Origin of the sequence: Streptococcus sp. 2579, from assembly GCF_013277195.1 — a bacterium.
Lineage (GTDB): Bacteria > Bacillota > Bacilli > Lactobacillales > Streptococcaceae > Streptococcus.
The window spans coordinates 71,815-92,090 of record NZ_VMMM01000008.1; the positions used below are offsets into that span (position 1 = coordinate 71,815).

Annotated in this window: 16 protein-coding genes; 2 read left to right on the forward strand and 14 right to left on the reverse strand. The window is 42.8% G+C overall.

Annotation, left to right across the window (positions count from 1 at the left end):
* Positions 1–129 precede the first annotated feature (129 nt).
* Positions 130–1,584 carry a glycoside hydrolase family 32 protein gene (locus HT725_RS05160; protein ID WP_173219990.1) on the forward strand — a complete coding sequence of 485 codons (1,455 nt, stop codon included), beginning with the start codon at positions 130–132 and terminating at the stop codon, positions 1,582–1,584.
* Complete coding sequence (locus tag HT725_RS05165; RefSeq protein WP_166732299.1) at positions 1,565–2,530, forward strand: LacI family DNA-binding transcriptional regulator; 966 nt, start codon at positions 1,565–1,567, stop codon at positions 2,528–2,530. The genes HT725_RS05160 and HT725_RS05165 overlap by 20 nt, the downstream gene beginning before the upstream one ends.
* A 140-nt stretch (positions 2,531–2,670) precedes the next feature.
* Here HT725_RS05165 and HT725_RS05170 read toward each other — a convergent pair whose 3' ends face one another.
* From HT725_RS05170 to HT725_RS05235, 14 genes are all read right to left on the reverse strand, one after another.
* A complete protein-coding gene (locus HT725_RS05170; RefSeq protein WP_173219894.1) occupies positions 2,671–3,945 on the reverse strand; it encodes a hydroxymethylglutaryl-CoA reductase, degradative in 1,275 nt (424 codons plus the stop codon).
* Positions 3,945–5,117, reverse strand: a complete 1,173-nt coding sequence (locus HT725_RS05175; protein ID WP_166732301.1) for a hydroxymethylglutaryl-CoA synthase — start codon at positions 5,115–5,117, stop codon at positions 3,945–3,947. The genes HT725_RS05170 and HT725_RS05175 overlap by 1 nt, the downstream gene beginning before the upstream one ends.
* A gap of 130 nt (positions 5,118–5,247) precedes the next feature.
* Positions 5,248–5,496, reverse strand: a complete 249-nt coding sequence (locus tag HT725_RS05180; RefSeq protein WP_166732304.1) for a hypothetical protein — start codon at positions 5,494–5,496, stop codon at positions 5,248–5,250.
* A 160-nt stretch (positions 5,497–5,656) separates the two neighbouring features.
* Positions 5,657–6,106, reverse strand: coding sequence for a threonine/serine exporter family protein (locus tag HT725_RS05185; protein WP_057487161.1), 450 nt, complete (start codon positions 6,104–6,106; stop codon positions 5,657–5,659).
* Between the two features lies 1 nt (position 6,107).
* On the reverse strand, positions 6,108–6,866 hold the full coding sequence (locus tag HT725_RS05190) for a threonine/serine exporter family protein (protein ID WP_023943605.1): 759 nt from the start codon (positions 6,864–6,866) through the stop codon (positions 6,108–6,110).
* A 114-nt stretch (positions 6,867–6,980) separates the two neighbouring features.
* Positions 6,981–8,960, reverse strand: a complete 1,980-nt coding sequence (gene stkP / locus HT725_RS05195) for a serine/threonine-protein kinase StkP (protein ID WP_173253172.1) — start codon at positions 8,958–8,960, stop codon at positions 6,981–6,983.
* The gene (locus tag HT725_RS05200; protein ID WP_173253173.1) at positions 8,957–9,697 is read right to left on the reverse strand and encodes a Stp1/IreP family PP2C-type Ser/Thr phosphatase; all 741 of its coding nucleotides are present in this window, start codon (positions 9,695–9,697) and stop codon (positions 8,957–8,959) included. Before HT725_RS05200 ends, stkP begins: the two co-directional genes overlap by 4 nt.
* Positions 9,698–9,711: 14 nt before the next feature.
* On the reverse strand, positions 9,712–11,025 hold the full coding sequence (gene rsmB / locus HT725_RS05205) for a 16S rRNA (cytosine(967)-C(5))-methyltransferase RsmB (RefSeq protein ID WP_173219900.1): 1,314 nt from the start codon (positions 11,023–11,025) through the stop codon (positions 9,712–9,714).
* Positions 11,018–11,953, reverse strand: coding sequence for a methionyl-tRNA formyltransferase (gene fmt, locus HT725_RS05210; RefSeq protein WP_173219903.1), 936 nt, complete (start codon positions 11,951–11,953; stop codon positions 11,018–11,020). Before fmt ends, rsmB begins: the two co-directional genes overlap by 8 nt.
* A gap of 12 nt (positions 11,954–11,965) precedes the next feature.
* Positions 11,966–14,362, reverse strand: coding sequence for a primosomal protein N' (locus HT725_RS05215; protein ID WP_173219906.1), 2,397 nt, complete (start codon positions 14,360–14,362; stop codon positions 11,966–11,968).
* A 65-nt stretch (positions 14,363–14,427) separates the two neighbouring features.
* The gene (gene rpoZ, locus HT725_RS05220) at positions 14,428–14,742 is read right to left on the reverse strand and encodes a DNA-directed RNA polymerase subunit omega (RefSeq protein ID WP_000979235.1); all 315 of its coding nucleotides are present in this window, start codon (positions 14,740–14,742) and stop codon (positions 14,428–14,430) included.
* Between the two features lie 24 nt (positions 14,743–14,766).
* Positions 14,767–15,393, reverse strand: a complete 627-nt coding sequence (gmk, locus tag HT725_RS05225; protein ID WP_000775041.1) for a guanylate kinase — start codon at positions 15,391–15,393, stop codon at positions 14,767–14,769.
* A 138-nt stretch (positions 15,394–15,531) separates the two neighbouring features.
* Positions 15,532–17,145, reverse strand: a complete 1,614-nt coding sequence (locus HT725_RS05230; protein ID WP_173249593.1) for a ribonuclease Y — start codon at positions 17,143–17,145, stop codon at positions 15,532–15,534.
* Between the two features lie 123 nt (positions 17,146–17,268).
* Complete coding sequence (locus tag HT725_RS05235; RefSeq protein WP_173219912.1) at positions 17,269–20,241, reverse strand: DEAD/DEAH box helicase family protein; 2,973 nt, start codon at positions 20,239–20,241, stop codon at positions 17,269–17,271.
* Positions 20,242–20,276 lie beyond the last annotated feature (35 nt).

A 20,276-nucleotide genomic window follows, 5' to 3' on the forward strand; every position in this document is an offset into this window, starting at 1 on the left:
ATTGATTTTCTGGTTTTAATTTGTGATAAACGCTTGACAGCTTTTCCTCTTTTTTAACATAAAAGGCTTGCATTTTTTATCGAAAACGGTTACTATTAAAAGTGATAAGATTTTTGGAGGAATGAATGAATGGAATGGACAACTGAGCGTCGTTACAGACTTTATCAAGATTGGACGCAAGAAGAAATTCAACATATAAAAGAAAATATAGCACAATCTCCATGGCATACTCATTACCATGTTGAGCCAAAAACAGGACTTCTCAACGATCCAAATGGCTTTTCCTACTTTGATGGCAAGTGGATTGTTTTTTATCAGAACTTTCCATTTGGTGCAGCCCATGGTTTAAAATCTTGGGTGCAATTGGAAAGTGAGGACTTGGTTCACTTCACAGAAACTGGTGTCAAAGTTTTACCTGATACTCCATTAGATAGCCACGGTGCCTACTCTGGTTCTGCCATGCAATTTGGTGATCAGTTATTCCTATTTTATACAGGAAATGTCCGCGATGAAAACTGGATCCGTCACCCTTACCAGATTGGAGCTTTGATGGATAAGGATGGTAAGATTACCAAGATTGACAAGACCTTGATCGACCAGCCAGCAGACTCAACTGACCACTTCCGTGATCCGCAAATTTTTAACTTTAAGGGGCAATATTATGCTATCGTTGGTGGACAGGACTTGGAGAAAAAAGGTTTCGTCCGTCTCTACAAGGCTGTCGATAATGACTATACAAACTGGCAAGCCGTTGGCAACCTTGACTTTGCTAACGACCGTACTGCCTACATGATGGAATGTCCAAATCTGGTCTTTGTAGGGGAACAACCTGTCCTTCTCTACTGCCCACAAGGATTGGATAAGAACGTTCTAGACTACGATAATATCTTTCCAAATATGTATAAGATTGGGGCTTCCTTTGACCCTGAAAATGCCAAAATGGTAGATGTGTCTCAACTTCAAAACATGGACTATGGTTTCGAAGCCTATGCAACTCAAGCCTTCAACGCTCCTGATGGACGTGCTCTAGCTGTTAGCTGGCTTGGCTTGCCTGATGTTTCATATCCATCTGACCGTTTTGACCACCAAGGAACCTTCTCTTTGGTCAAGGAACTCACTATCAAAGACGGCAAACTCTACCAATACCCAGTCGCAGCTATCAAGGACCTTTGTGCTTCTGAAGAACCTTTCTCAAACCGTGCCCAAACCAAGAACACTTACGAACTTGAACTCAACTTGGAAGCCAATAGCCAGAGCGAGATTGTCTTACTTGCTGATAAAGAAGGCAAGGGACTTTCAATCAACTTTGACCTTGTAAATGGTCAAGTGACAGTGGATCGTAGCCATGCTGGAGAACAGTATGCCCAAGAATTTGGAACTACACGTTCTTGCCCAATCGAGAATCAGGCTACTACTGCTACGATTTTCATCGATAACTCTGTCTTTGAAATTTTCATCAATAAAGGAGAAAAAGTATTTTCTGGTCGTGTCTTCCCACATGAGGACCAAAATGGTATCCTGATTAAATCTGGAAACCCAACTGGAACTTACTATGAATTAGATTATGGTCGCAAAACTAACTGATGTCGCCAAACTTGCAGGCGTCAGTCCTACTACCGTTTCTCGGGTTATCAATAAAAAAGGGTATCTATCTGAAAAAACCATTCAAAAGGTTAATGAAGCCATGCGAGAATTGGGCTATAAACCCAACAACCTAGCTCGTAGTCTGCAAGGAAAATCAGCTAAATTAATCGGCTTGATTTTCCCCAATATTTCTAACGTTTTCTATGCAGAATTGATTGATAAGCTGGAACACCAACTCTTCAAAAATGGATATAAGACCATCATCTGCAACAGTGAGCACGATTCTGAAAAGGAACGCGAATATATCGAAATGTTGGAAGCCAATCAGGTAGACGGCATCATTTCTGGTAGTCACAACTTGGGAATCAAAGACTACAATCGTGTGACAGCACCGATTATTTCCTTTGACCGTAACCTGTCGCCAGACATTCCTGTCGTTTCCTCTGACAACTATGCTGGTGGGGTTCTTGCTGCCCAGACCTTGGTTAAGACAGGCGCCCAATCTATCATCATGATTACAGGGAATGACAATTCTAACTCGCCAACTGGACTGCGCCACGCTGGTTTTGCATCTGTACTCCCAAAAGCACCTATTATCAATGTTTCCAGTGACTTTTCTCCCGTCAGAAAAGAAATGGAAATCAAGAATATCTTGACTCGACAAAAGCCAGATGCCATCTTTGCTTCAGATGACTTGACTGCTATTCTGGTCATTAAAATTGCTCAAGAACTGGGCATTTCTGTCCCTGAAGAACTCAAGGTCATCGGATATGATGGGACCTACTTTATCGAGAATTACTACCCCCAACTGGCTACTATCAAGCAACCTTTGGAAGAGATTGCCTGCCTCACTGTTGATCTACTCTTGCAAAAGATTGAAGGCAAGGAAGTCGCAACAACTGGTTACTTTTTACCAGTTACATTATTACCAGGAAAAAGTATTTAATACTCAATGAAAATCAAAGAGCAAACTAGGAAGCTAGCCACAGGCTGTACTTGAGTACGGCAAGGCGAAGCTGACGTGGTTTGAAGAGATTTTCGAAGAGTATAAGCACAAGAAAACTCAGACCGATCTGTCTGAGTTTTTTATGATCTTAAATTTTCTAAATAACGCTGGGCTGTCTCTAAGTTAAAGGTTTTCTCTGCTATAAGGCGCTCGACTAGGGGAGCTACCTCAGATTCACTAGCACCTGCGAGAAGTGCCAAGGATTTAGCCTGCAATTTCATGTGGCCTTGCTGAATCCCTGTACTCACCAAGGCTTTCAGGGCCGCAAAATTTTGGGCAAGCCCAATAGACACGATAAGCTGGGCTAATTCTTTGGCAGAAGAATTTCCCAGTAGTTCATGACTGAGGGCTACACGAGGGTTGAGACCGATAGAGCCACCCTTGGTCGCCACAGGCATGGGCAGGGTCATCTCACCGACCAATTCTTCTCTTTCAAGGTCCAGCGTCCATTGACTAAGACCTTGGTAATGTCCATCTCGACTGGCAAAGGCATGAGCCCCGGCTTCGATGGCACGCCAGTCATTACCAGTAGCAATTAAAATGGCATCAATACCGTTAAAAATTCCTTTATTGTGGGTAGCAGCTCGGTAAGGATCAGCTTGCGCAAACTGACTAGCCAAAGCAATTTTCTCCGCAATGTCTCGTCCTTGATCTTTTTGGCGGCTCAAGTAACGAAAGGCGATGCGACAGCTTGCTGTCACCAGAGAATCGGTCGCGTAATTAGACAGGATTCCCATAAGACTCTGTCCCTGGCTGAGTTCTTCTAAGACTGGTTTCAAGGCTTCCAGCATGGTGTTGAGCATATTGGCTCCCATGGCTTCTTGGGTATCAACATGGAGATAAACAACAAGGAAGTCTGTTTCGCCTTTTATCTGTTCTACATGTAAATCACGCGCCCCACCCCCACGTTTGACGATAGAAGGATAGGCTTGATTGGCAAGCTCCAAGAGTTCAGCCTTCTTTCTGGCAATTTTCTCTTGGGCTTGTTCAGGATCAGCAACTTGATAAAGGGCTACCTGCCCAATCATCTGGCGCTGATGGACTTGTGCAGTAAAACCACCTGCTCGCTTGATGATTTTACTGGCATAGCTGGCCGCAGCAACCACGGACGGTTCTTCTGTCACATAGGGAACTGTGTATTCCTGACCATTGACGAGGATCTCTGGAACCATCGAATAAGGTAAAGAAAAAGTTCCCACCACATTCTCACTCAGCTGGTCTGCCACAGTCACACTCATCTGTTCATCCTGCTCCAAACTCGCTTGTCTCTCAGGACTAAGGAGCGCCTGAGCTTTTAACAGCTCGAGGCGCTCTTGGTATGATTTTTTAGAAAATCCATTCCAACTTATCTTCATTATTTTTCAACCTTGCTATAACGGCGTTGGTGGTCAACAATTTCAATCAAGGCAAAATCTTGATTTTCATAGCCAGCAAACTGGGCAGAATTTGTCTCATCTAAGTCTACTTCCTCAAAGAAGACTTTTTCATAGTCAACAACAGACAGGGCAGTTCGTTGGTTGAGCTTATTCAAACGGTCTTTATCCAGATAAGCTTCGTATCCTTCAACCAATTCACCACTAAAGAACTCAGCTACAGCCCCGCTTCCATAACTATAAAGGGCGATTTTATCCCCAGCCTTCAAGCTATCTGTATTTTCCAAGAGAGACAAAAGTCCAAGGAAAAGTGAACCTGTGTAGATATTCCCCACTTTTTGACTGTAGAGAATAGACTGGTCAAAGTGCTTTTGCAAGAGGTCCTTTTTCTCTTGAGGCAGGCTCTTATCCATGATTTTTTTTAAGCCTTTGAGTGCTAATTTAGGGTAAGGCAAGTGGAAGCAAACAGCTGCAAAATCATCCAAAGTAAGCTGGTAGCGTTTTTGGTATTCAAGCCAAGTCGTTTTCAAACTATCCAAATATTGTTGGGTAGAATAAACACCATTTACATAAGGAGTTGTCGAGTAATTTGGACGCCAGAAATCCATGATGTCACGAGTCTGAGCCACATTGTCATTATTAAAAGCCATCATGCGTGGATTTTGTGTAATCAACATGGCCACACTGCCAGCACCCTGAGTGGGTTCTCCTGGAGTTTCAATACCATACTTGGCAATATCACTGGCAATGACCAAGACCTTGGACTGTGGAGAATTTTCCACATGCAATTTGGCATAATGAAGGGCAGCTGTCGCTCCATAGCAGGCTTCTTTAATCTCGAAACTACGAGCAAAGGGCTGAATGCCCAGCAAGCCATGTACAAAGACGGCCGCAGCCTTACTCTGGTCAATTCCTGACTCGGTAGCCACAATGACCATATCAATTTCTTGTCTTTCTTGCTCAGTTAAAATAGAGTCACTTGCACTGGCCGCCAAGGTCACGATATCCTCAGTTAAGGGCGCAATACTCAATTCCTCGAGTAAGAGTCCTTTACTTAATTTTTCAGGGTCAATGCCCCTCGCTTCTGCTAAGTCTTGTAATTTCAAGACATATTGACTGGTCGCAAAACCAATCTTATCAATACCGATTGTCATATTTACCTCTGTTTTATCATTCATGTAAAAAATCGTTCAGTACTATTTTATCACAAATGGCAATAAAAGAGAGAAAAAAGACTTGATTCACCAAATCAAGCCTCTTATTGGTCATAATTTTAAAGAATGATTAGTTGCTATAGAGTTCACCAACATAAGTAGCTTTATAAGCCCCATTCTCAGTTATCAGTTCCTGGAGGATTAAATTTCCTGAGTAAGTTCTTCCCATCTCATCTACAAATTCTTGATAAAACTGACTGGTCGGAATTTCTCTGACATCCTTATCAAATGCCTTATCAAGTGTTTTACTAACCTTCTCAGCAATCAACTGATTCTCTTGCCATCCACTTTGAAACTCTGAACCCGAACTAGAAGCCATGACTGGGATAACCAGCAAGGTCAGTAGACTTACAGATAATAAGGAAAATAGTGATTTTTTCATGATTTTTCCTCCTTTCTATATAGAGAATAGCACATATAGAAAGCCTTGTCACTATATTTATCTTATTTTTCAGAAAATTCTTTTATTTCTGTAAAATCTACGATACTCGATGTGTTTTTATATAATGATACAGTCTGAGAATCACTGTTCCGCTAGCCATTCCAATGGAAATGACCAGAGCCAGCATAACAACTAATGTTGCACTTGCCAGCGCTTTATTATAGTCCCCTGTCACAAAAAAGGCAGTTGTCCGATAGGAGAGATAACCCGGAACCAGAGGAGCCAAGATGGCCAAGATAAAGACCACAGCAGGTGTCTTATAAAGAATACTCAAAATCTGGCTGACACATGAACCGATAATGGCCGCAATGAAGGTAGCCACAATAACATTGGTCGGTTCCTTGAGCAAGAGATAGATTAGCCAGACAGCCATGCCCAAAATCCCTCCAGGTAAGAGCATAGAGCGTTGCACATTGAGTACGATTAAAAAAGTGATAATAGCAAGAAGACTTGCCACTGCTTGTAATAAAAAGGTTGTTAGTGTCATATTAGTTCATCAATACCAAGGCGACAGAAGTTCCCGCCCCTAAAGCAAGGGTAATGAGCAGGGATTCAAACATCTTGCTCATACCAGAGTTTATGTGGTTGGTCATAATATCACGGACCGCATTGGTCAAGGCAATTCCTGGAACAAACGGCATGACCGCACCAGCTATAATCAAGTCTGCCGTTGAAGGAAAGCCTGTGTAGCGAGCCCAAAACTGGGCAATCATTCCAAAGACGAAGGCCCCAGCAAAGGCTGTTACAAAAGGAATTCGGATAAACTTCTCCACATAGAGGGAAAAGGCAAAACCAAATAAGGTCGCCACTCCTGCCCCAAGTGCGTCGTAGATATTTCCACTAAACATAACCGAAAAGAAAGGAGCACTTAAGGTCGCAGCTAAAGTTACCTGCAACTTGGTATAGGGAAGGGGTTGGGCTTGCAAGGCCGTCAATTGCTTAAAGGCTGTTTCTAAATCAATCTGCCCCCCAACCAGCTGACGAGAAATCTGGTTGACATCGCAGACTTTTTCGATGTTATAAGAAGAGGAGGTCACGCGCTTCATGCGCGAAATATTGGTATTTTCAATGGAGAAAAAGATGGCAGCAGGCATGGCAAGGACATTGCAATCCACAATCCCCTGCGAATGCGCAATCCGAATCATGGTATCTTCTACACGATGAATTTCTGAGCCACTTTTAAGGAGAATAGTCCCCGCTAGCATAATCACATCAATAACTGCATTTAATTCTTTTGACTCTTCCATGCATTCCTCCTTTTATCAACTCCCTCTATTTTATCACAAATCTGGAGTCAAAAAAAATCTTTGCCATGAAATCATGACAAAGATTGATTACTCATTTTGATTATCCATCTGATTTTAAGGAGTAGCTGAACTTGTTTTAGGTTTGTAGATTGAAATCTTGACTCTAGTCTTATTGAGGTCTACCTTTTCACCTGCTCTAGGACTTTGTTCAACGACTGTACCTTCAGCAGTTCCAGCGGGAGCTGTCGACACTTCTACAACTTCTATATTGGCTTCCTTAATCCCAACAATTTGAATCAAATTATTCTTAGTAAACTCCAAGCTGGAACCAATGTAGCTCGGCATGGCAACACTTGTAACTTTTTTAGCTACTGTCAAGACGATTTGAGTAGGTTTACTCAAATCATAAGGGATACCTGCACCTGGACTTTGTTTCATAATCGTTCCTGGTTCGCTTTCGCTGGACTCTTCTTCCTCTATCTTAATCAAATTCTCAGGAACCTTCTTCTGCTTGAGTTCCGAGATGACTTCTGTAGAGTTCCGTCCAATATAGTTCCCTAATTGAATCGTCGTAGCTTTTTTAGCTACTGTCAAGACGATTTGAGTTGCCTTGCTCAAGTCATAGGTCGTACCTTCTGGTAAACTTTGCTTCATGACCGTTCCAGCCTCACTCTCATTCGACTCTTCTTCCTCAATTTTAATCAAATTATCTGGAACTTTTTTCTCTTTTAATTCCGCTATGACATCAGAGGATTTCCGGCCGACATAATTACTAATTTGGAAAGATTGCTTGCCTGATGAGACAACCAAATTGATTTTCGTTCCTTCTTTTCGACCAGTTCCAGCGCCAGGATCTGTACGGATAATCCGCCCCTCTTCCACCTTTTCACTGGCCTCTGACTTCTCCTCGCCAATCTCAAAATTGGCTTTCTTGAGGGTTTCCTTGGCTTCCGCAACTGTCTGACCTGCCACATCTGGAATGGCAATGGTTGCAGGAGTTCTGGATAGTATCCAAATAAGAGAAGCTGCCACCAACACAATGCTGGCCAAAAAAATCAGGTAACGCATCTTAAATCTACGTTTTTTCGGTGCTTGTGGTTGGTAAGTTTCCTCTGTCACAACCTGGCTTGTTTTTTTGATTGGTTTGTGTTCTGTCTGCGCTTGAACCTTAGGAATCGAAGTCAAGGTGCTCTGGGATACTTTTGGTAGAGTCTTGGTGTCCGCCTTAGTCGCATCGTCAAAGACCAGCTTTGGTTCATTACGACGATTATAAGACAAACTACTAGACAAATCCACATACATTTCAGCAACTGATTTATAGCGATCTGTCAATTTCTTAGCAGTTGCCTTGATAACAACATTTTCCAAAGCCTGAGGCACAGATGGATTTTCATCAATAACTGACGGCAGTGGTTTCTGGAAATGCTGAAGGGCGATAGTCACCGCGCTATCCCCGTCATAAGGAATATGACCTGTCAGCATCTCATAGAAAATAATCCCCATGGCATAGATATCACTTTGTACAGTCGCCTTCGAACCACGCGCCTGCTCTGGGGACAAGTAATGCACCGAACCCAGCATCGAGTTAGTCTGAGTCAGACTCGTCTCAGCAAAGGCTACTGCAATCCCAAAGTCTGTAACCTTGACAGTCCCATCTGGTGTCAAGAGGATGTTTTGAGGTTTCAAGTCCCGGTGAACAATCCCTCTGGTATGAGCCAAACGCATGGCGAGAAGAATTTGTCCCATGATACGGACGGCTTCTTCATTAGAAAGAGGATAGTGTTCCTTGATATAGCGTTTAAGGTCAAGTCCAGCCACATACTCCATAGCTAGGTACTGTTGACCGTCTTCCTCACCAATATCTGTTATCCGAACGATATGAGGATGGTCTAAATCTGCCATAGCTCTCGCTTCACGCTGAAAACGAGCTACAGCTATCGGGTCCGTCTGGTAGTTGGTCCTCAGAACCTTCACTGCCACTTCTTCCCCGTCTAGAATCAAATCTTTGGCCAAGTAAACATCTGCCATGCCTCCTCGACCAATCTGTTTGACAATCCGATAGCGTCCGGCAAAAATCTTGCCGATTTGGATCATTCTTCATCCTCCTCGTTCATAGAAACAAGGGCAACCGTAATATTGTCTAAACCTCCTGCATTGTTAGCAAAACGAACAAGTGTCTCCGTTTTATCTGCTAAAGGAATATCACTGGTTACAATATCACGAATCTCACTGCCTGAAATCATGTTGGTCAAGCCGTCACTATTGAGCAAGAGATAGTCGCCTGACTCAAGGATAACTGTCCCAAAATCAGGCTGAATTTCATCTTTTTGCCCAATAGACTGGGTGATAATATTTTTTTGCGGATGAGCTTCTGCCTCTTCTGGTGTCAATTGACCAGCCTTGAGCAACTCATTGACCAAGGAATGATCGCTCGTCAACTGATGGTATTCTTCTCCACGAATCAAGCCGATACGCGAATCACCAATATGAGCATAGATAGCCTGATTATCAATAATAGCAAGGACTTCCAAAGTAGTTCCCATGCCTCTGTAAGCTTCATCCTGACCAAGCTGGTGAATCTTTTGATTTTCAATTTCTAGGTAATGGGCGAACCATTCACGCACTTCATTGACTGTATCGATTTGGGTATCGACCCAAGCTATACCTAGGTCTGTTACCGCCATTTCACTAGCGATATTCCCTGCGCGATGACCTCCCATCCCATCAGCTAAAATAATCATGGTACGTCCAGCTCTATTGACATAGTGGTTGACATAGTCTTGGTTATTTGTCCGTTTCTGACCAACATCTGTTAATAATGAAATTTCCATGTGTCAGTTCCTTCCTAATCCGATATCTTGCGAAATTGACTGATGAAGAATCCATCACTTCCATACAATTCAGGTGTAATGAGGATACAGCCGTCTTTCATGATATCCTTACATTCATGTTCTAGCTTTACCTGCTCGAACTCAGGATGACTTTCTAAAAACGCTTCAACGACTTGAAAATTCTCCTCTGAGACAATAGTACAGGTACTATAAGTTATTATACCACCTTTGCCTAGTGTTTGACAAACACTACCTAATATTTCTAGCTGAATTTCCTGTAATGACGCGAAATCTGCCGTTTCTTTATTGTATTTGATGTCTGGTTTTCGGCGCAAAAGACCGATTCCTGAACAAGGAGCATCCACCAAAATCTTATCAAAGGAATTCTGACCAAAAAACTCATGCACCTTTCTGGCATCTAATTTTTGCCTTTGAACCCGATCTGCAACTCCTAAACGTTGGGCATTTTCTTGGATTAAATCCAACTTGTGGTCGTACAAGTCCAGAGCAGTGACCTGACCTATCGTGAGATAAGAGGCTATATGGGCTGTTTTTCCACCCGGAGCCGCACAGGCATCAAGCACTCGTTCATCACCTTTTAAATCAAGCGTCGGAGCAACCAATTGACTGGATTCGTCTTGGATGGTTATAGCCCCTTCTGAAAACAAATCATGGCCTGCAAAATGCCCCTGCTCCTTAACCAGACCAGAAGAAGACAAGGACGAATCACTAGCCTCCAACAAGGCTTGGATTTCCTCTTTTCGACTTAGGTCTGTTACACGAATACTGGCCTTGTTTCGCACCAAAAGGCTTTCAAAAATAGCTTGTGCTCGCTCTTCTCCGTATTCTTCCTTGAGCTTGGCAACTAGCCAAACCGGGAGAGAATAGGCAATGGAATCACGCTTGTTTTTTCGCTTGATGCTAGCAATATCTGGCCAGCCTTCACGCAAGATACGACGAAGGAGGGCATTGACCAATTTTTCACTGCCTTTTTTACGGACTTTGGCCAATTCTACTGCTTCATTGACCACAGCATGGTCTGGAATCTTATCCAAATAGCGAAGCTGGTAGGCACTCATGAGAAGCAGGACATAAAGCCAGCTGTCTAACTGGTCTCTGTCTTCGATAAAGTGGGATAGGTACCATTCCAGAGTCAGTTTACGGGTTATCGTTCCATAGACCAACTCGGTTACCAAGCCCTTGTCTGCTGCAGAGAGCTGACTCCCCTTGAGGTGTTTATTTAAGGCGATATTTGAGTATGCTTGATTGATAAAAACATCCTCTAATACTGCTAGGGCTAAACTTCTAGCCGTTTCTACTTTAGTCACCAAATCGTTCTCCTACAGTCAATGTCCGTCCAACTCCGTTGAGGAAGGAAGCGATGTCCATCTTAGGTTTACCAGCAGGCTGAACTTGTTTGAGGGATAGAGCCCCTTCTGCCGTTGCGACAATCAATTCTTTCTTGCCGATAGAGAGAATCTCTCCTGGATTTCCCTGACCTTCTACTGGTAGGGCTTCATAAATCTTAAAGCGGTCACCCTTAAGGAAAGTATGGGCAACAGGCCAGGGGTTCATGCCTCGGATTTGGTTAAAGAGTTGACGATTGGTTTTGTTCCAGTCCAGTTTTTCTTCCTCTGGCTTGATATTTGGAGAGAAGGTAACCTGACTCGGATCCTGCGGTTCCGGTTTGATTTCCCCAGCAATGTAGGCAGGCAAAGTATCCAAAAGCAAGTCACGACCAACAAGAGCTAATTTCTCAAACAAGGTTCCAACATTGTCCTCATCTGTGATAGGAATACTGCGACGAGAAATCATATCCCCTGCATCCATTTCCTTAACCATTTCCATAATGGTCACGCCAGCTTCCTCATCCCCTTGAATCAAGGCGTAATGGATAGGCGCACCACCTCGGTGTTTTGGAAGAAGGGAGGCGTGAACATTGACCGCAAAGTGCATGCTATCAAGGAGTTTACTTGGGAGAAACTGCCCAAAAGCAGCAGTCACAATTCCATCTGCTCCTAGCTGCATAATAGTTTCCATCTCTGGACTTCCAGATAGTTTTTCAGGTTGGTAGATAGGAAGTCCTGCCTCTTTGGCAGCTTGTTTAACTGGGGTTTCCTTAATCACTTTTTTACGTCCGACAGCACGGTCTGGCTGGGTCACAACGGCTAGAATTTCGTAACGGTCATCTGTCAAAAGCCCTTTTAAAACTGTTGCTGAAAAGTCGGGTGTCCCCATAAAGATTAATTTTGTCATATCTTCTCCTTCTTATAAAAATTGCTGTGGCTCATGGTCAATGCTGAGACGGAGCTCACTATTTTCCCGTTCTTGAGTCAAGGCCAGAACCTGATTTAGAGTCGGCCCCAGCTCATCTTCTAAACGGTATTTAATTAAAATCTGGTAATGATAGAGGTTGTGGGTACGAGCAATGGGTTTTGGCGTCGGCCCGAGAATCTTACTGGTTTCAGACAAACCTGACCGCAAAATGTTCATCACTTCATAAGCACGTTTGACCACCTCTTCTTCTTTCTTGTGAGAAAGGGTAATGCCAATGGTAAAATAGTAAGGTGGATAACCAAGTTGTCGTCTGATACCCATTTCATAGGCATAAAAACCTTCGTAGTCCTGATCCTTGGCAAATCGAATAGCATAGTGCTGAGGATTATAAGACTGGATTAAGACCTGACCAGCTTTTTCAGCTCGACCTGCACGGCCTGCCACCTGAGTCAGGAGCTGGAAGGTTCTTTCAGAAGAACGGAAATCAGGCAAATTCAAGGCTGTATCTGCATTAAGAACTCCTACTAGTGTCACATTGGGAAAATCCAATCCCTTGGCAATCATCTGAGTACCTAGTAAAATATCTGCTTCTCCTCGACCAAACTGATCAAGCAGAGCTTGATGACTCCCTTTCTTGCGAGTCGTATCCACATCCATGCGCAGAATGCGTGCCTGTGGAAAGAGTTCTGCCAGCTCGTCATAAGCCTTCTGAGTTCCTGTTCCATAGTAACGAATACTGCGACTCTTACAGTTAGGACAGACCTGAGGAATGTCCTTTGAAAAGCCACAATAATGGCAGTTCATGGTCTTGGTATCCATGTGCAGGGTGAGGGAAATGTCACAGTTGGGACACGTATCCACCGTCCCACACTCTCGACACATGACAAAACTAGAATAACCACGGCGATTGAGCATGAGAACCACCTGTTCTTTTTTAGCCAGACGGTCTTGAATAGCTTCTAGCAAAGGGGGCGTAAAATTTGACGTCTCGTTTTGTCCGATATAGTCTCGAAAATCAATCACTTGAACCTCAGGAATGGTAGCTAAAGGATTGGCTCGCTGGGTCAGACGTAAGTGTTGATAGACACCTTTCCCAGCTCGCGCACGGCTTTCCAGACTAGGAGTTGCAGACCCAAGCACCAGAGCCGCTTGATTATACTGGGCCCGTAAAATAGCCACCTCTCTGGCATGGTAACGGGGATTGCTGTCCTGCTTATAAGTCGCTTCATGCTCCTCATCGATAATCATAACACCTAGATTTTTCAGCGGAGCAAAGATGGCCGATCTGGCACCAACTACAACTTGGGCATCGCCGCGTTCCACCTTGCGCCATTCGTCATACTTTTCACCATTGGATAGGCCTGAGTGAAGAATGGCTACCTTGCCTCCAAAACGTGCAATAAAACGCTCTGTCATTTGCGGAGTCAAGGAAATCTCAGGCACCAGCAAAATAGCTGTTTTGCCCTTGTCCAAGGCTCCTTGGATTATTTGTAAGTAAACCTCGGTCTTCCCACTTCCTGTAATCCCTTGAAGGAGGAAGGGAGGCTGATGACTGCCAATCGCACTGACAACTGCATCACGCGCCTGTCTTTGCTCTGGATTCAACTCCAAAGGCTGACTTGCCTCAATGCCTTCAAAATAAGCAGCCGAACGTTGAACTTCCTTTTGAACTATGGTCACAGCACCTTGTTCCACAAAGAAGTTAACTTGGTCCCTCGAATAGAACTCTAGCAAACTAGCCAAGGAAGCACTCTCAGGATGAGAAAGCAAGTAATCTCTCAATTCTAACTTTTTCTTGGCACGTGCAGAAATCTCGACATCTTCTAATTGAGCAAGATTCACCTCATACCAAGACTGGGTCTTGACCTTCTTTTGATCAATTGCCTGATATTCTAGCCCAAGCAGTCCTTTTCTAGTCAAACGCATCATTTCAGCTTGCTTAGCTAAATCCAGAGAAGAAAAGGCAAGCGAATCTTCTGAACCAAACAAGCGCTCTCGGTCTTCCTGACTCAGACCTGCCATAGGATAGAGAATCTTGTCATAGCTAGAGTTCAGAAATCCCGGTAACATAGCCTTGAGGATGGAGATCTTGTAAGAGAAGACGGACTTGCGTAACTCCTCAGCCAGCCAGAGTTGTTCTTGCGTGAGAACAGGAGAAAAATCCAGCACCTCGGCAATATCTTTTAAATCTTGCTCTATCTCTTCTCCTTCTGATTGAGACTTCAAACCAAGAACAATTCCTTGAATCAGGCGATTCCCCTTACCAAAAGGCACATGTACCCGCATTCCAACTTCCAACATTCCCTCAAATTCCTCAGGAATTCTGTAACTATAGGGCTGGTCCGTCTGCATCAAGGGCACATCTACGATAATCTTAGCTAGGGTCATCTTCTCACCTCCTCCTTGTCAGTACATTCTTGCAATAGAAAAAATAAGATTGAGTCCCCCCAACCTTAAATCTTTTCACCATCTTCTTTTTCTTTAGCGATTTGCTCTTTGATTTTCTTTTCTTCTTCTTCTTTGCGGCGTTTTTCTTCTTCGATACGGCGACGCACTGCTTCACGTTTTCCTTCTGGATCTGGGTGAATTGTAACGTTTCCTGATTCGATTTCTTCTAAAGCGCGAAGAGTTGATTTTTCAGACTTGAAACCTTGAGTTGCTGGCGCACCTGCTTCCAATTCGTGGGCACGTTTTGCTTCCAAGATTACGAGTGAATATTTTGAAGGAACCTTGTCGAGCAAGGTATCAATAGAGGGTTTTAACATCATTTACTTGTACCTATTTTCTAAATTTTATCGAGTAGTTGGAGATTTTGGTAACATCTCCTGATAGTGACCAATGACACGATCCACACGGAAGTGTTCTGCTTCGATCACACGTTTGACACGCTCAGCAGCTAGGGGCACCTGATCGTTGACAATCGCATAATCATACTCACGCATGAGGGCAATTTCTTCCTTGGCTTTTTCGATTCGCTGAGCAATTACTTCTGCACTGTCTGTTCCACGTCCTACCAAACGATCTTGCAATTCATCCAAATCTGGTGGTGTCAGGAAGATAAAGACAGCATCTGGAACCTTTTTCTTGACCTGAAGAGCGCCCTGAACCTCAATTTCAAGGAAAACATCGATTCCCTTGTCCAAGGTTTCATTGACATAGGTCAGAGGAGTTCCATAGTAGTTGCCGACATATTCTGCGTATTCCAACATCTGTCCTTGACGAATCAGCTCTTCAAACTCTTCACGAGTACGGAAGAAATAGTCAACACCGTCCACTTCTCCAGGACGTTGTGCGCGTGTCGTCATCGATACAGAGTATTGAAATTGGTTTTCAGAACTCTCAAAAATCTCTCTTCTAACCGTTCCTTTTCCAACCCCTGAAGGACCAGAAAAAACGATTAGTAAGCCTCGGTCTGCCATTGTGTCTCCTTTTAGTCAGTCTGTAAAAATAAAATAAAATTTTCCTTCAGATAGTAGCATTTTACACAAACTATCCTTCTACAGTCTTTCTATCTAGTGTAACAAAAAAGCAGTAATTTTTCAACTGCTCTTTCTTATTTATTTAGCATAATCTACTGCACGAAGCTCGCGAATCACGGTTACCTTGATATTTCCTGGGTAATCGAGATTGTTTTCAATTTTCTCACGAACTTTGTGAGCCAAGATTGTGACTTTGTCGTCCTTGATTTGTCCTGGATTTACCATGATACGAATTTCACGTCCTGCTTGAAGGGCAAAGCTAGTTTGTACTCCTTCAAAGCCGTTAGCAATTTCTTCCAAATCATGAAGACGTTTGATGTAGCTTTCAAGAGACTCACTACGAGCACCTGGACGGGCTGCGCTCAAGGCATCTGCTGCAGCGACGATCACTGCAATCACGCTCTCAGCTTCAACATCGCCATGGTGGCTAGCAATCGTATTGACCACAACTGGGTGTTCCTTATACTTACGAGCCAATTCCATACCGATTTCAACGTGGCTACCTTCAACCTCACGGTCAATGGCTTTCCCGATATCGTGAAGGAAGCCAGCACGACGGGCAAGAGCCGCATTTTCACCAAGCTCACTGGCCATAATACCAGCCAACTTAGCAACCTCAATCGAATGACGCAAAACATTTTGTCCATAAGAAGTGCGGAATTGCAAACGACCCATAATCTTCATCAAGTCTGGATGAAGGTTTGGCGCACCAATCTCATAGGCAGCGGCCTCACCGTATTCACGGATTTTATTGTCGATCTCTTGACGGTTTCTCTCAACCAACTCTTCGATACGAGCTGGGTGGATACGACCATCTTTGAGCAACATTTCCATAGTCATACGGGCAATCTCACGACGAATCGGGTCAAATCCTGACAAGGTCACCACTTCTGGTGTATCGTCGATAATCACATCGACCCCTGTCAAACTTTCAAAGGTACGAATGTTACGACCTTCACGACCAATAATGCGTCCCTTCATAGTATCGTCTGGTAGATGAACTGTTGAGTTTGTTGACTCCGCTACATATTCACCAGCAATACGTTGCATAGCTTGAACCAGGATGTCCTTGGCCATTTTGTCAGAACGTTCCTTGACCTCTTGCTCAGCTTCACGAATACGGCTGGCAATCTCCTTGGTCAAGTTCTCCTCTGTCTGAGCCAAGATAATATCTCGTGCTTCTGCCTGAGACAGGGCACCAATACGCTCTAGTTCTGCTTCTTTTTGTCTTTCGACTTCCTCTAATTGCTCTTCACGCGCATCAAGGTTTTTCGCTCTATCAGAAATACTTTGTTCTTTTTGTTCAAGTGTTTGTTCTTTACTCGTCAAATTGTCGTCCTTACGGTCAAGGCTAGTAGCTCTCTCTGTCAAACGACTTTCGATTTGTTTGAGTTCTTGACGTTCTGATTTGAATTCAGCGTCCACTTCTTCACGGTATTTTCTGGCTTCTTCTTTGGCCTCCAATAGTGCTTCTTTTTTAAGAGACTTGCTTTCACGCTTAGCTTCATTAACAAGTAAATCCGCTTCACGCTCAGCTTGTCCACGTAAATTAGTTGCTTCTTGTTCAGCATTTAAAAGCATCAACTCCGCAGCTTCCTGAGATGATTTCATCTTAGCTGAGATGCTGACATATCCAATGACTAAACCAATGATGACGGCAAAAACAGCAATCGCAAGCGACATGATTTCCATGTTTTTACCTCATTTTATTGTTATTCCGAATGACATACATTCTTTTACATTCTACCATAAAAAAGTGATTTTCACAAACCTAAAATAGAATATGTTTTGGGGAAATTAGTCTGAATTTTAGGATTACACTTCTTCGGATCCCTTCAAACTTTTGAACACATCATCAATAAATATATCTGCTAATCTCTTCTTGAAAGAATCATTATTTAATAGAGCACCAAATAAATCTTGACTCTGAGAGTATCCTTCTATGAGAGCATTGTCAATCTCTTCTTCAAAAGCAAAAACGAAGTCTTCTCTGGAGTTGACACGAGCAGATTGCTTTAGTCTCGGATTCTTTTTCATCAATTCACGAATGGATACCGCTCCACTTAGACCGACTTGGTGATCAATATCCAAATCCAACTGTTCGTTAATTTCATCTAAGATTTCAGATAAACGCTTCTCCTGGTCAGTCGTAACACCTCCAGTACTTGGCTTGGTAAGTATTAACTCTGGATGATATTCCAATTCAGAAACTGACCTGAAAGAACCTGTTTGCTTATGTTTCATATAGTCCACTACGATCTTATCTGCTATTGTAAAATCATTTCCTCCAATGCGAACATCAATCATCTTGACAAGGCTTTGCAGATAATTATAACGTTCGTGCAGAACTTCATTTTGATAAGCAGTTGCCTGAATCAAGAAAGTATACATTCTAAGAAAACCTCGAATAACCTTTCGAATAGAAAGTTGTTCTTTCTCATCAAACCGTCTAACTCTATCATAACCTTGATTTAACAGAGAAACCATCTTTTGTTTTTCTCTGCTGTTTCTCTTTTCTTGGTATAAGAATTGATTAAACTCATGAACAACATCACTGTCCAAAATACCATACTCATCAATTTTCCGATCCAAGGTCAAGACATCGCTAGGTGTGACTGTATCTGCTAAAATAGTCTCACGGTAGTAGGGAGAAAAAGCTGAGCGAATATCGTCATAAGTATTTTTAAAATCAAGGATAAAGGTCTTCTTGTTGTAGCCTCTATAGATACGATTCAAACGAGACAATGTTTGCACCGCAGCAACACTTCGCAACTTTTTATCCACATACATAGCAACCAGTTTTGGTTGATCAAACCCTGTCTGATACTTATTTGCCACAATCAGGATTTGGTAGTCCTCCGTATCAAAATGATCTTTCAAATAATCTTCCTTGACCTGATTCATTTGCGACTCAGTATATTCACTACCTTGGTAATCAACCTTGCCAGAAAAGGCAATCAGGGTTCCAATACTGGTGATACTGTGGTCTTTGAAGTACTTTTGAAAGGCCAATTGATACTTAACTGCTGCCTCACGACCCGAAGTCACAATCATAGCCTTACCTTGACCACCCAATTCAGCCATAATATCATGACTGATAAAGTGATCCATGATAATTTCAACCTTTTGATTGATATTTTCATCAGATAATTCTACAAACTTTGCAATCTTACGCTTGGCAAGAGTCGTTTTTAGCTCAGGATCTTCTTCGACTGCTTTATTGAGCTTGTAATAGGTCTTATAAGTCGTATAGTTATCTAAAACATCTAGAATAAAACCTTCCTCAATAGCTTGCTTCATACTATAAACATCAAAAGGAGCTTTAGAACCATCTGCTTGTGTTGTACCAAATAGCTGTAGAGTTGTCGCCTTGGGAGTTGCAGTGAAGGCAATGATTGAGACATTGTCCTGCTTACCTGTCCGAGCAATCTCCTTCTCGATAGCGTCCGCAACACTTACTTCTTGAATCTCATCGATAGTTCCATCTTCTGTATCTGTTTCTGTCAAGACTTGACTAACCGAACTCATATAGGATCCTGTCGTTGAACTGTGAGCTTCATCAATCAGGATGGCAAATTTCTTTTTCGCAGTATTCCCTACAGACATCCAGTTAGATTGGTTGATTTGGGCAAACTTATGAATAGTCGTAGCTATGATTTTTGTATTTCCTGCAATCGCATCCGCTAAGTCACTGGAGGTTTCTTTGTCGCCCATTACCTTGACCACTCCAGGCTTGTGGGAGATTTCCTTGACCGCTTCTTGTAATTGACGGTCAACTACGATACGGTCTGTAACGATTAATACAGTATCCACAATATTTTGATTTTGTTCATCATGGAGCGATACCAAACTATGAGCCAACCATGCTATGGTATTGGTTTTACCAGAACCAGCCGAATGCTGAATCAGATAATTACTGTCAGTATGGTTGACTTTCATGTCCTCTAGGAGACGGCTAACTGCTCTTCGCTGATGGTATCTCGGGAAAATCAGGGTCTTCTTTTTATGCTTATCCATCTCAAAAAAGATAAAACTCTCTATTAACTGGAGAATACTATCCTTGGTCAAGACATCAAGCCACAAGTAGTCTGTATCGACACCATCAGGGTTGTGAGGGTTGCCACTTCCCATCTCAATACCTTCCCCTTTCCCCACATTAAAAGGTAGAAAATAGGTTTCTTGTCCTTTCAATTGCGTCGTCATATAGACTTCTAGGGTATCCACTGCAAAGGAAGCCAAGACTCCCTGTTCAAAACGGAAAAGACGATTCTTAGGATTGCGTCCCTTGAGCTGCCTGATAGCATCCTGTACAGACTGACCACTGGGATTAAACTTAAGTTCGATAGCAAATAGTGCTAATCCATTGATAAAGATAACAAGGTCAATGCGGTCGCTCTCCTCATAAACCACTTCTTCCATAACAGATAGACAATTGGCTTGGTATTGTTGAACAGTCTTTTCATTAAAACTAGTCGCAGGTTTACGATAAAGAAGACGAAGTTGTTTATTTTCAATAAAGATTCCCTCTTTTAAGGCGAATAAAAAGCCACCCTTGACGATTTCTTTATTAATCAGATTGACGATTGTCTCCTTACTCAGTTTTTTAAGGAGATAGTCCATGGTCTCCTCCTGGGTCTCCATCAGAAAATCCCACAGGAGTTCCACATCCATGGCTAATCTAGGATCGTAGCAAGTAGCGTCCCGCTGGATATAGCCATTTTTTTCTTTCAAGTCTTTGATAATCCACTGCTGGAAATCATAGCGCTCCTTTAAGCCCAAATTTGCCATAGTTTCTCACTTTCTTGATTTTAAAATTATATTAT

Bases quoted from the DNA above. Each gene is read 5' to 3' on its own strand.
- HT725_RS05190 (WP_023943605.1), bottom strand. From the start codon at position 6,866: ATGGAAGAGTCAAAAGAATTAAATGCAGTTATTGATGTGATTATGCTA.
- HT725_RS05170 (WP_173219894.1), bottom strand. From the start codon at position 3,945: ATGAAGATAAGTTGGAATGGATTTTCTAAAAAATCATACCAAGAGCGC.
- HT725_RS05185 (WP_057487161.1), bottom strand. From the start codon at position 6,106: ATGACACTAACAACCTTTTTATTACAAGCAGTGGCAAGTCTTCTTGCT.
- stkP (WP_173253172.1), bottom strand. From the start codon at position 8,960: ATGATCCAAATCGGCAAGATTTTTGCCGGACGCTATCGGATTGTCAAA.
- HT725_RS05235 (WP_173219912.1), bottom strand. From the start codon at position 20,241: ATGGCAAATTTGGGCTTAAAGGAGCGCTATGATTTCCAGCAGTGGATT.
- HT725_RS05175 (WP_166732301.1), bottom strand. From the start codon at position 5,117: ATGACAATCGGTATTGATAAGATTGGTTTTGCGACCAGTCAATATGTC.
- HT725_RS05215 (WP_173219906.1), bottom strand. From the start codon at position 14,362: ATGACCCTAGCTAAGATTATCGTAGATGTGCCCTTGATGCAGACGGAC.
- gmk (WP_000775041.1), bottom strand. From the start codon at position 15,393: ATGGCAGACCGAGGCTTACTAATCGTTTTTTCTGGTCCTTCAGGGGTT.
- HT725_RS05180 (WP_166732304.1), bottom strand. From the start codon at position 5,496: ATGGCTTCTAGTTCGGGTTCAGAGTTTCAAAGTGGATGGCAAGAGAAT.
- HT725_RS05165 (WP_166732299.1), top strand. From the start codon at position 1,565: ATGGTCGCAAAACTAACTGATGTCGCCAAACTTGCAGGCGTCAGTCCT.
- HT725_RS05160 (WP_173219990.1), top strand. From the start codon at position 130: ATGGAATGGACAACTGAGCGTCGTTACAGACTTTATCAAGATTGGACG.
- fmt (WP_173219903.1), bottom strand. From the start codon at position 11,953: ATGACAAAATTAATCTTTATGGGGACACCCGACTTTTCAGCAACAGTT.
- HT725_RS05200 (WP_173253173.1), bottom strand. From the start codon at position 9,697: ATGGAAATTTCATTATTAACAGATGTTGGTCAGAAACGGACAAATAAC.
- HT725_RS05230 (WP_173249593.1), bottom strand. From the start codon at position 17,145: ATGGAAATCATGTCGCTTGCGATTGCTGTTTTTGCCGTCATCATTGGT.
- rpoZ (WP_000979235.1), bottom strand. From the start codon at position 14,742: ATGATGTTAAAACCCTCTATTGATACCTTGCTCGACAAGGTTCCTTCA.